Genomic DNA, 10,944 nt, shown 5'->3' with positions numbered 1-10,944 from the left:
CCGCACCCGCGTCTTGATCCACGACGGCTTCTTCTCGATCGGCGTCTCACTGTTGCGGACTTCCAGACGCAACAGCTTCCGGCCTTCAGGCGCACCACTCACGCCCTCAACCGTACGCCCGTCCGGGCTACGCGGGGTCGGGGGTGACGCCCGTCAGCTTGGCCGTCAGGTCCCACAGCGCCGACCCCAGCGACTCGCTGCGCGCGGCGGCCACCGCCGGCACCCTTGCCGGGTATCCGCGCAGGTTGCCGAGGCCGCGGGGGCCGAAGTAGCTACCGCCTTCGACGCCGTCCGCCGTCGCCGCGTACAGCTGCGGGAGGGCGCCGATACGGGTGTTCTGGGCGAACAGCACCTCGCCGGCGCGGTGGCCGCCGGCCAGGACCGCGCGCACCACCGGGTTCGAGTACGAGCGCGCCATGCCGCTGCCGAGTCCCGTCGCGGTGTACCCCGGGTGGGCGGCGACGCTGAGCACGTCCGAGCCGGCCGCGCGCAGGCGCCGGTCCAGCTCGAGCGCGAACACCTGGCAGGCGAGCTTCGACTGCCCGTACGCGGCGGCCGCGTTGTAGCGGCGGTGGTCGCCGTTCGGGTCGTCGAGGTGGATGCGGGCGCCGACGGCGGCCAGGCTCGACAGCGTGACGACCCGGCCGCGCAGGGCGGGCATCAGCAGCCACGTCAGCGCCGCGTGGCCGAGGTAGTTGGTGCCGAACTGCAGCTCGAAGCCGTCGGCGGTGCGGCCGCGGGCGGTCGCCATCACGCCGGCGTTGTTGACCAGGACGTCCAGCGTGTCACCGGTCAGCTCCCGGGCTGTCGCGGCGGCCGCGCGCACCGAGGCGAGCTCGCTCAGGTCCAGTGGGATGAGCTCGGGCTCGGCGCCCGCGGCGGCCGTCTTGACGATGTCCAGTGCCTTCGCGCCGCGTTCGGCGGAGCGGCAGGCGAGGAGCACGCGAGCCCCCTTGCTCGCGAGCACCTCGGCGGTGCGCAGCCCGAGCCCCGAGTTCGCCCCGGTGACCAGTGCGGTCCGGCCGGTCTGGTCGGGGATGTCGGCGTCGGTCCAGCGCTCCGTCATACGTGTTCTTTACACCGTTTACGCACTGGGCGCGAGCAGGCGCCGCAGGTGTCCCATGACAGGACGGCGGCGGGCGGGCTCGTCACGGCTCGTGCGCAGCAGCGCCTCGAGCGCGTAACCCACCTTGACGATCTCTTCGCCCGGCTCGCGCGGGTCGGCCAGCCCGGCCGTGACGGCGAGCATCCGGAGCTCGCCTTCGTGCATCCGGCGCAGCGACGCGTGCCGCTCGTAAGCCCCGTCGAGCACCGCGCGCAGCGTCTCGTGCTCCTCGACGGCGCCGCGCCACGCACGGGTGACGGCGTCCACGTGGTCGCCGAGGCCGTCGGCGTCGTCCGGATCGGTGACCTCGGCGCGCAGGCGGCCGCTCAGCGTCCGCGTCCACTGGTACTGCAGCGCCAGCAGGACGTTCTCCTCGGTGCCGAAGTGCTCTTCGGCGCCGGGGACCTCCTCCAGCGGCAGCGGCTCGGCCGGGTTGCGGCCCGCCAGGCGGACGGTGGCTTCGAGGATTTCCTGACGTCGGTAGAAGTCGGTCCAGCTCATCGTGTGGCTCCCCTTCCGTGGCCCGGGTCATACCGCGGGTCTGCGGCATACTCCCGGTACGGACCTGACGACGCGAACATACCATGAGTACGGAGAGATCCTCCCGGCGTAAGGTTGTGAAGGTGGCGACAATGAGGTCCAGACGACTCGACTACTCCGAGTCGACGCGGTCGGCGCTGGTCGACAGCGCGGTCGAACTGTTCACCAAGCGCGGGTACGCGGGTACCTCGCTGGACGAGATCGCCAAACGCGCCCGCGTCACGAAAGGCGCGCTGTACCACCACTTCAGCGGCAAGCAGGCGCTCTTCGAAGCCGCGTTCGACCAGGTCGAAAGCCTCGTCTACGACCGCCTCGACAAGATCATGACCGGCGACGGCTCGCCGTGGGAACGGGCCCTCGGCGGGCTCAACGCGTTCATCCGCGCCTGCCTCGACCCCGCCTACCAGCGGATCGCCATCCACGAGGCCCCGGTCGTCATGGGCTGGGAACGCTGGCGCGAGGCCGAGGAGCGGTGCAGCTTCGGGCTGGTCCGGTCCGGGCTGCAGTCGCTGATCGACGCGGGCGAGGTCGAGCCCGTGCCGGTCGAGGTGACCGCGCGGCTGCTGTTCGGCGCGCTGTCGAGCGCGGCGACCGAAATCGCCAGTTCGCCCGACCCGAAGAAGGTCGGCGCCGAGATCGAGGACGTCATCGTCCGCATGCTGGTACGGCTGCGGCGCACGGAGCCCGACGTCTCTATAGGCTGACTTTCGTGGACTTGAGGATCTTCACCGAGCCCCAGCAGGGGGCCAGCTACGACGACCTGCTGCGCGTCGCCAAGGCGACCGAAGCCGCCGGCTACGACGCCTTCTTCCGCAGCGACCACTACCTGAAGATGGGCTCGGCCGACGGCCTGCCCGGCCCGACCGACGCGTGGATCACCCTCGCCGGCCTGGCCCGCGAGACCAGCCGGATCCGGCTCGGCACGCTCGTCACCGCGGCGACGTTCCGGCACCCGGGCCCGCTGGCCATCTCGGTCGCGCAGGTCGACCAGATGTCCGGCGGCCGCGTCGAGTTCGGCCTCGGCTCCGGCTGGTACGACGCCGAGCACGAGGCGTACGGCCTGACGCTGCCGCCGCTCAAGGAGCGCTTCGACCGCTACGCCGAGCAGCTCGAGATCGTCACCGGGCTGTGGAAGACGCCGGCCGGGTCGACGTTTTCCTTCAAGGGCGAGTACTACTCGCTCACCGACTCGCCGGGCCTGCCGAAGCCCGCGCAGTCGCCGGCGCCGCCGGTGATCGTCGGCGGCCAGGGCAAGAAGCGCACCCCGCAGCTGGCCGCCCGGTACGCGGACGAGTTCAACCTGCCGTTCGTCGGCACCGAGGCGGCGGCCGCGCAGTTCGCCCGCGTCGACGCGGCGGCCGAGGAGATCGGCCGCGACCCCAAGGAGATCCTGCGGTCGGTGGCGCTGACCATCGCCGTCGGCCGCTCCGAGGAGGAGGTCGCGCGACGGGCGTCGGCCATCGGGCGCGACCTCGCCGAACTGCGGGCGAACGGCCTGGCCGGGACGCCCGCCGAGGTCGTCGACCGGATCGGGCAGTGGCGGGAGAAGACCGGGATCACCCGCGTCTACCTGCAGCTGCTGGACCTGTCGGACCTGGACCAGCTCGAGCTGGTCGCGGCCGAGGTCGCCCCGCAGCTGGACTAGCGCCCCAATGTGGCCTTCGGTGCGTCAGACGCACCGAAGGCCACATTGGGTGCGTCAGACGCAACCAAGGCCACATTGGGGCGCTTGGTCAGTTCTGCAGGGCGAAGGTGACGCCGGGGGCCTCGGGAGCCGCCGGGCGGGGGAGCCAGCGGTCCTCGCTCACCGGGAGCTCGCCTTCCAGCGCCGCCAAGACCGCGTCGCGGGCCAAGGGCAGCACCGCTTCCACGCTCACGTCCCGCTGCAGCTCGTACGACAGCGACGTCACGCCCGCGTCGCGGATGCCGCACGGGACGATGTTGTCGAACGCCTTCAGGTCCGCGTTGCAGTTCAGCTCGAAGCCGTGCATCGTCACGCCGCGCTGGACGCGGATGCCGATCGCCGCGATCTTGCGCTCGATGCCGCGGTCGTCCGCCGGGATCCAGACGCCGCTGCGGCCCTCCACCCGGCCGCTGTGCACGCCCAGCTGATCGCACACGTGGATCAGCGCCTCCTCCAGCCGCCGCACGTAGTGGACGACGTCGATCGGGTCGCCGAGCTTCACGATCGGGTAGCCGACCAGCTGGCCCGGGCCGTGCCAGGTGATCTTGCCGCCGCGGTCGACGTCGATCACCGGCGTGCCGTCGGCGGGGCGGTCGGCCGGCTCGGTGCGCTTGCCCGCCGTGTACACCGACGGGTGCTGCAGCAGGAACATCGTGTCCGGCGCGGTGCCGTCGGCGCGCTCGGTGAGCCGGCTCCGCTGGAGCTCCCAGGCTTCGGTGTAGTCGATCGTGCCGAGCTCCCGGACGTCGACGGGCTCGGTGCTGGCGCGGCAGGAGGTGCAGGAAGAACTCACCCGTCGAGGCTACGCCCGTCACCCGGGGGAAGCAGCCGCAAGGCGCAGGCTGAGAGCAGCCCGACACCGGTGACCGCGAGCACTGCGCCGATCGTGTCCGACACCCAGTGCACGCCGAGCACGACCCGGCACGCCGCGCTCAGCACCACGGCCACCGCGGAGGCCGCCGCGACCCGGCGAACCAGCCGTGGCCACAGCCACGCGCACAGCAGCACCAGCACGAAACCGGTGCTCGCCACCGACGTCACGTGCCCGCTCGGGTAGCTCAGGTCCGGGTAGTCGCGCGGGCGCTCGCGCAGGAACACCGGCTTGAACACCAGGCTGGTCAACCGGCACAGCAGCAGCACGACGGTCAGCCGCACGCACAACCCCGTGTGCTGCCGCCGCCGCAGCGCCAAGGCGAGCAGCGCCGCGCCGACCACCCAGGGGAGCACCGGGCCGAGGACGTCGCTGCCGATCTCCGCCACCTTGCCGAGCGGCTGCGTGTAGACGCCGTGGAGGGCGTTCGCCACCTCGGAGTCGAGCGTCAGCGGCTGCCGCGCGACGCTCAGCCCGAGCAGGACGAACGCGGCGGCGAACACCAGGCCGACGACCAGCCAGCGCTGCAGCGGAACGCTCATGCCGCGGCGAGCGCCCGGTCCAGCGTCGGGTGGCGGAACGCGTACCCGGATCGCTCCAGCACCGCCGGGACCGCTCGTTGCCCGAACAAGGCCATCTCCTCGCCGGCCTGCCCGAGCACGGCCTTGAGCGCGACGCCCGGCACCCACCACGGCGCCGGGCGGCCCACGGCGCGGCCGACCGCGCGGGTGAACTCGGCGTTGGTCACCGGCGCCGGCCCGGTCAGGTTCACCGGGCCGGACAGGTCGTTCGCCAGGACGTGGGCGATCGCGCCGACCTCGTCCTCGAGCGAGATCCACGGCAGGTACTGGCGGCCGTCGCCGAGCCGCCCGCCCAGGCACAGCCGGAAAAGCGGTCGCAGCGTGCCGTAGAGGCCGCCCTTCGCCGACAGCACCAGCCCGGTCCGGAGGTGCACGACCCGCGCGTCGCCCGCCGGCGCCGTCGCGGCTTCCCAGGCTTCGCAGAGCTCGGCGAGGAACCCGTGCCCGCGCGGGGCCGATTCGTCCACAGTGGACTCGTGGGTGTGGCCGTAGTAGCCGACGGCGGAAGCGTTGACGAGCACGCCGACCCCGTGTTCGGCGACGGCTTCGGCGAGCACCTCGGTCGGCTCGACCCGGCTGTCGGTGAGCTCCTGCTTGCGCATCGCGCTCCACCGGCCGGGGAACAGCGGCTTGCCGCCGAGGTTCACGACGGCGTCCACGCCTTCGAAGGCGCCCTCCGCGATGGTCCCGGACGGCGGGTCCCAGCGGAATTCCCCGGCCCCACGCGCTTCCCGCCGCACCAGGCGGCGGACTTCGTGGCCGTCGCCCAGCAGGCGCTCGCCCAGCGCCGACCCGATCAAGCCGCTCGCTCCGGCGATGAGTACTCGCATGCCCCGATCGTTGCGCATCCGCTGCGCGACCGCACTCCCGGACACGGCGAAGGCCGCCACGGAAAGTCCGTGGCGGCCTTCGTCAGCGGAAACTCAGAGGCCGAGCTCGCCCTCGAAGTTGCCCTCTTCCAGGCGCTGCTTGATCGTCGTCAGGAAGCGGCCCGCGTCGGCCCCGTCCACCAGGCGGTGGTCGTAGGTCAGCGGCAGGTACGCCATCGACCGGACGGCGATCGTGTCGTTGCCGTCGGCGTCCGCGATGACCACCGGGCGCTTGACGACCGCGCCGGTGCCGAGGATGCCCGACTGCGGCTGCACGATGATCGGCGTGTCGAACAGCGCGCCGACGCTGCCGATGTTCGTGATCGAGAACGTGCCGCCCGACAGCTCGTCCGGCTTGATCTGGCCCGACCGCGCGCGGCCCGCCAGGTCGGCGATCCGGTGCGCGAGCCCGGCCAGGCTCAGCTCGCCGGCGTCGTGGATCACGACCGAGAGCAGCCCGCGCTCGGTGTCCACCGCGATGCCCAGGTGCACGGCGCCGTGGTAGGTGATCTCCTTCGTGTCCTCGTTGTAGGACGCGTTGACGTTCGGGTGCTGCTTGAGCGCCTCGACCGTGGCCTTCGCGAAGAACGGCAGGAACGTCAGGTTGACGCCCTCGCGCTCCTTGAAGGCCGCCTTCGCCCGCGAGCGCAGCTTGGCGATCTTCGTGACGTCGACCTCCTGGACCTGCGTGAGCTGCGCGGCGATCTGCAGCGACTCGCGGGTCTTGGTGGCCGTGATCTGGCGGATCCGGCTGGCCTTCTGGACCGTGCCGCGCAGCGCGGCGAGCTCCGGCGACACCGGGGCCGCGGGACGCGCGGCCGGCGCCGACGGGGCAGCGGCGGCCGCCGGAGCGGCGGCGGGAGCGGGAGCCTGCTGCTGCTTCTGCTTCTCCTCGGCCGCGGCCAGGACGTCCTGCTTGCGGATCCGGCCGCCGACGCCGCTGCCGGTCAGCGACGCGAGGTCGATGCCGTGCTCGGACGCGAGCTTGCGGACCAGCGGCGTGACGTACGGGCCGTCCGCCGAACCGTCCTTCGCCGCGGCGGCCGGGGCCGACTCGGCGGCCTTCGCCGCGGGCGCGGCCTGCGGCTGCGGCTTCGGTTCCGGCTTGGGCTCGGGCTTCGACTCCTGAACCGGCTCGGGCTTCGGCTCCGGCTTGGGTTCCGGCTTCGGCTCGGGCTCGGGTTCCGGCTTCGCTTCGGCCTTCGGCGCCGCGTTCGCGTCGCCGATCACCGCCAGGACGCCGCCGACCTCGACGGTCTCGTCCTCGCCCGCGCGGATCTCCAGCACCGTGCCGGCGACCGGCGACGGCACCTCGGTGTCGACCTTGTCGGTCGAGATCTCGAGCAGCGGCTCGTCGACCTCGACCGAGTCGCCGACCGCCTTCAGCCAGCGCGTGACGGTGCCCTCGGTGACGCTCTCGCCCAGCTCGGGCAGCTTCACCTCGGTGCCTTCGCCGCCCGCGGCCGGCGCGGTGTCCGGCTTGCTCGGCGCGCTGTCGGAGGCCTGCGGCTCGGGCTCGGACGACTGCTCCGGCTCCGGTTCGGACTCCTGCTTCTCCTCCTGCGCCGGGGCGGAGGACTCCGGCACGCCGCCGGACCCGTCGTCGATGACGGCGAGCTCGCCGCCGACCTCGACGGTCTCGTCCTCCTGGGCGCTGATCTTCACGACCGTGCCCGCGACCGGGGAGGGGACCTCGGTGTCGACCTTGTCGGTCGAGATCTCGAGCAACGGCTCGTCGACCTCGACGGTGTCGCCCTCCTGCTTAAGCCACCGGGTGACGGTGCCTTCGGTGACGCTCTCCCCGAGCTCCGGCAATGTGACGGAGTAGGCCATCGTTCGCTGACTCCTCTTCCAAGTTCTGCGTGGTCTGGATTCTGCTGGTGGGACGTCAGCTGTGCACGTGCAGCGGCTTCCCCGCAAGGGCGAGGAACGCTTCACCGAGGGCCTCGGTCTGGGTGGGGTGGGCGTGGATGAGCGGCGCGACGTCCTCGGGGAACGCTTCCCAGCTGTAGATCAGCTGCGCTTCGCCGATCAGCTCGCCGACGCGGTCGCCGACCATGTGGACGCCCACGACCGGGCCGTCCGGGGCCTTGACCAGCTTGACCCCGCCGGAGGTCTTGAGGATCTGGCTCTTGCCGTTGCCGCCGAGGTCGTAGGTGAACGTCGTGACGTCGGCGCCGTACTTGTCCTTCGCCTGCGACTCGGTCAGCCCGACCGACGCGACCTCCGGGTGGGAGTAGGTGACCCGCGGGATGCCGCTCTCGTCGATGACGCGCGGGTTCTGCCCGGCGATCTCCTCGGCGACGAAGATGCCCTGCTGGAAGCCGCGGTGCGCGAGCTGCAGGCCGGGGACGATGTCGCCGACGGCGTAGACGTTCGGCAGGTTGGTGCGCAGCCGCTCGTCCGTGAGGACGAAGCCGCGCTCGATCTTGACGCCGGCCTCCTCGTAGCCGTGGCCCGCCGAGTTCGGCCCGCGGCCGACGGCGACCAGCAGCAGGTCGGCCTCGATGGTCTCGCCGGACTCCAGCGAGACGCTGACGCCGTTCTCGTCCTGCTTCGCGCCGGTGAACTTCACGCCGGTCTTGAAGGCGATCTTGCGCCGGCGGAAAGCGCGCTCGAGCTGCTTGGACGCGAACTCGTCCTCGTTCGGGACCAGCCGCGGCAGCGCCTCGACGATGGTGACGTCCACGCCGAAGGAGGCCCAGACGCTGGCGAACTCGACGCCGATCACGCCACCGCCCAGGACCACGACCTTCTTGGGGACGTAGTCGAGGGACAGGGCCTGCTCGCTGGCGATGATGCGGCCGCCGAGCTCCAGGCCCGGCAGCGTGCGGGAGTACGAACCGGTGGCGAGGATGACGTTCTTGCCGGTGTAGCGGGTGCCGTCCACCTCGACGGTGGTCCCGCCGACGAACGTGCCGCTGCCCTCGACGAGGTTCACCTTGTGCGCCTTGGCCAGGCCCTGCAGGCCCTTGTACAGACGGGCGACGATGCCGTCCTTGTACTTGTTGACCCCGGCGATGTCGATGCCCTCGAAGGCGGCCTTGACGCCGACGGCGTCGGCCTCACGGGTCTCGTCGGCGACCTCGGCGGCGTGGAGCAGGGCCTTGGTCGGGATGCAGCCCCGGTGGAGGCAGGTCCCGCCCAGCTTGTCCTTCTCGATCAGCGTGACGGAAAGGCCCAGCTCGGCCGCGCGGAAAGCCGCGGCGTAGCCGCCCGATCCGCCTCCCAGGATCACAAGGTCGGCGGAGGTGTCGGTCACTTCAATAACTCCTCGGCAAGCGGTGGGGTGGTGCTCTGTCGCCGCGCCCGCCCGGTATAACCGCGCGCGCGACATCCGCCATCTTGTCACTACGCCGGACGGGGCTGCGACCTAGCCGGGTGTGCGACGCCGACCACACGCGGACATCGGGATAATGAGTGGCGTAGGTCTCGGGAGGGAAGGTGGTCGTGGTGGGGCTCTTCGACTCGCTGCGCAGGCGGGCCAAGGGTGGTCAGCGGGCCGGTACGCTGCGGAAAGCCAGCTCCGAGGACACTCGGCACCTGGAGGAGTGGGTGGCCTCGAGGCGGGGTGTCGAGGCCTTCGTCGAGCCGAAGACGAACGTCACCGAGACCACTGTGGTGTTGATCGCCCACGACGGCGAGTGGACCCGGCGCCGCATCGGCAGCCTCGAGGCGGCCCAGCAGTTCGGCCACCGCCGGTCGATCCCGGTGTACGAGGTCGCGCGGGTCGGCTACCCGAAGCGGATGCGCGAGTACACCGAGCGGAAGAAGCGCGGGCAGGTCTAAAGCTCGATCCGGCCGACGACCTCGCCGTTGAAGGTCTGGCCGGTCGGGCGGAAGCCCAGCTTGAGGTAGAAGTCCTCCGGGCCGCCTTCAGCGGGGATCCACAGCACCGTCGCCGTCTTCCGGCCGCGCCGGCGGGCCTCCTCGAGGACCGTCTCCACGGCGAACCGGCCGTAGCCGCGGCCCTGGACGCCCGCGCCGACGTTGAGCCGCCAGATCCCGCACCGGAAGAAGTCCGGCTCGGCGCCCGGGTCGAAGGCGCCCATGACGAACGCGACCGGTTCGCCGTCGTCCAGGATCAGCCGGGGCCAGGCCACCGCGGGCTGGGTGTACGCCTCGGCGAGGGAGACCGCGACCGGCGCGACGAAGTCCTTCTGGTGCGGCTCGACGGCCAGCTGGCACGCGGCGGCGACGTTGGCCGGGGTGATCGTCTCCGCGGTGAGGGTGGTCACCGGGTCCAACCTAGCCTGCCTGGGCGAGCAGGGCGGCGTGCCGGACCAGCGCCGCGCGGAACGACGGGTGGACCGTCGTGCCCAGCACCGGGTCGACCTCGACCACGTGCCCCGCCGACAGCAGCAGCACCGCGGGGTCGGCGAGGATCACCACGCCGTTCTCGGCCCGCAGGTCCGCTGTGCCGAGCAGGCGGGGGAAGACCACGTCGGCGGGGAGGCCGTCGCAGGTGCGCAGGAATTCGCGGTGGTCGGGCGGCAGCTCGACGCCCAGCCGGAGTTCGGCCGACCGGATCGCTGCCTCGGACGCCGGGGGAGAAAGGGTGGTCCGGTTGCGCAGGAGCGGCGCGGGCCGGGGTTCGGCTGCGCCGGTTGCGGTAGTTGCGCCGCCCGGGAGCGGCTCGCCCACCCCTCTGAGCCGCATGATCTCCGCGATCAGCTCGGGCCAGGTGCCCAGCTCCCGCGGGTACCGCTCGTGCAGCGCCGCGACCAGCGCACCCGCGCACGCCGGTGCCCAGTCGCGCAGGCCCAGGGGGTCCGCGCCGGCCACCAGCGCCGGGGTCAAAGCCCGCGTCGCCGCGAGCGCCGCGACGTCCGGCCGTGGCCCGGCGAGGGATGCCCAACGGTCGAGGTCACCGTCGGCGAGGGCCGCGCGAACCCGATCCGGGTGCGCGGGCGCGACGTGCTTCACCACCTCGGCGACCGGCCCCGGCGGCAGGACACCCTCGAGATCCGAGACCGGACGTCGCAGCGAAGCCGTGTGCAAGCGTTCTTCGGCGTCGAGATCCAAGGGGGTCAGTCCGGAAGCCCAGTCCGGGCGTCCGCCGCGAGCTTCGAAGAGCATCGCCCACGCGCGGGCCCGCACCGGGTCGGGCGCCAGCGCCGTCACCGGGCGTTCGGTGCGGTCCAGCCACTGCTCGACCAGCCGGTCGGCTTCGTCGAGCGCACCTGCCACGGCGAGCAGCAGAGCGGCGTACCCGACCTGGTCGTCGACGCCCGCTTCGGTTGCGGTCAGGACGTCGCGGACCGCCGCCTCGAGGAACTCACCGGCATCCACCC

12 protein-coding genes and 1 pseudogene are annotated in these 10,944 nt (G+C 72.2%); 3 read left to right on the top strand and 10 right to left on the bottom strand.

The window, feature by feature from the left end; all coding sequences use genetic code 11:
* The 3 genes and pseudogenes from ABFJ78_RS40910 to ABFJ78_RS40900 form a co-directional block, all read right to left on the bottom strand.
* A pseudogene (locus tag ABFJ78_RS40910) lies at nt 1-102 on the bottom strand (lipoyl synthase); the annotation flags it as partial.
* 25 nt (nt 103-127) lie between these two features.
* A complete protein-coding gene (locus ABFJ78_RS40905) occupies nt 128-1,066 on the bottom strand; it encodes an oxidoreductase (RefSeq protein WP_436392852.1) in 939 nt (312 codons plus the stop codon).
* An 18-nt stretch (nt 1,067-1,084) separates the two neighbouring features.
* Nucleotides 1,085-1,606 (bottom strand): hypothetical protein, encoded by a 522-nt coding sequence (locus ABFJ78_RS40900; RefSeq protein ID WP_436392851.1) that lies wholly within the window; start codon nt 1,604-1,606, stop codon nt 1,085-1,087.
* Between the two features lie 131 nt (nt 1,607-1,737).
* On the opposite strand from ABFJ78_RS40900, the gene ABFJ78_RS40895 reads away from it, so the two are divergent.
* Together ABFJ78_RS40895 and ABFJ78_RS40890 are read left to right on the top strand one after the other, a co-directional pair.
* Nucleotides 1,738-2,349 carry a TetR/AcrR family transcriptional regulator gene (locus ABFJ78_RS40895; RefSeq protein ID WP_285483603.1) on the top strand — a complete coding sequence of 204 codons (612 nt, stop codon included), beginning with the start codon at nt 1,738-1,740 and terminating at the stop codon, nt 2,347-2,349.
* 5 nt (nt 2,350-2,354) lie between these two features.
* Nucleotides 2,355-3,290: an LLM class F420-dependent oxidoreductase gene (locus tag ABFJ78_RS40890; protein WP_436392850.1), complete on the top strand. Its 936-nt coding sequence runs from the start codon at nt 2,355-2,357 to the stop codon at nt 3,288-3,290.
* Nucleotides 3,291-3,378: 88 nt separating this feature from the next.
* Here ABFJ78_RS40890 and lipB read toward each other — a convergent pair whose 3' ends face one another.
* The 5 genes from lipB to lpdA all read right to left on the bottom strand — a co-directional run bounded on the left by lipB (nt 3,379) and on the right by lpdA (nt 8,912).
* Nucleotides 3,379-4,122: a lipoyl(octanoyl) transferase LipB gene (gene lipB / locus ABFJ78_RS40885; RefSeq protein ID WP_436392849.1), complete on the bottom strand. Its 744-nt coding sequence runs from the start codon at nt 4,120-4,122 to the stop codon at nt 3,379-3,381.
* Nucleotides 4,119-4,742, bottom strand: a complete 624-nt coding sequence (locus tag ABFJ78_RS40880; protein ID WP_436392848.1) for a phosphatase PAP2 family protein — start codon at nt 4,740-4,742, stop codon at nt 4,119-4,121. The genes lipB and ABFJ78_RS40880 overlap by 4 nt, the downstream gene beginning before the upstream one ends.
* Nucleotides 4,739-5,611, bottom strand: a complete 873-nt coding sequence (locus tag ABFJ78_RS40875; RefSeq protein ID WP_436392847.1) for a TIGR01777 family oxidoreductase — start codon at nt 5,609-5,611, stop codon at nt 4,739-4,741. The genes ABFJ78_RS40880 and ABFJ78_RS40875 overlap by 4 nt, the downstream gene beginning before the upstream one ends.
* 93 nt (nt 5,612-5,704) lie before the next feature.
* Nucleotides 5,705-7,483 carry a 2-oxoglutarate dehydrogenase, E2 component, dihydrolipoamide succinyltransferase gene (sucB, locus tag ABFJ78_RS40870; RefSeq protein WP_436392846.1) on the bottom strand — a complete coding sequence of 593 codons (1,779 nt, stop codon included), beginning with the start codon at nt 7,481-7,483 and terminating at the stop codon, nt 5,705-5,707.
* Between the two features lie 55 nt (nt 7,484-7,538).
* The gene (gene lpdA / locus ABFJ78_RS40865) at nt 7,539-8,912 is read right to left on the bottom strand and encodes a dihydrolipoyl dehydrogenase (RefSeq protein WP_436392845.1); all 1,374 of its coding nucleotides are present in this window, start codon (nt 8,910-8,912) and stop codon (nt 7,539-7,541) included.
* Between the two features lie 182 nt (nt 8,913-9,094).
* Between lpdA and ABFJ78_RS40860 the strand changes: the two genes are divergently transcribed.
* Nucleotides 9,095-9,439, top strand: a complete 345-nt coding sequence (locus tag ABFJ78_RS40860; RefSeq protein WP_364467151.1) for an oxidoreductase — start codon at nt 9,095-9,097, stop codon at nt 9,437-9,439.
* Here ABFJ78_RS40860 and ABFJ78_RS40855 read toward each other — a convergent pair.
* Nucleotides 9,436-9,888, bottom strand: a complete 453-nt coding sequence (locus tag ABFJ78_RS40855) for a GNAT family N-acetyltransferase (RefSeq protein WP_436392844.1) — start codon at nt 9,886-9,888, stop codon at nt 9,436-9,438. The genes ABFJ78_RS40860 and ABFJ78_RS40855 overlap by 4 nt on opposite strands.
* A gap of 10 nt (nt 9,889-9,898) precedes the next feature.
* Nucleotides 9,899-10,942: an SMI1/KNR4 family protein gene (locus tag ABFJ78_RS40850; RefSeq protein WP_436392843.1), complete on the bottom strand. Its 1,044-nt coding sequence runs from the start codon at nt 10,940-10,942 to the stop codon at nt 9,899-9,901.
* Between the last annotated feature and the right edge of the window lie 2 nt (nt 10,943-10,944).

This window comes from Amycolatopsis sp. MEPSY49 (assembly GCF_051337345.1).
Classification (GTDB): Bacteria; Actinomycetota; Actinomycetes; order Mycobacteriales; family Pseudonocardiaceae; genus Amycolatopsis.
The sequence above is the reverse complement of the archived record's forward strand: the minus strand, read 5'-3'. Positions and strand labels throughout refer to the sequence as shown.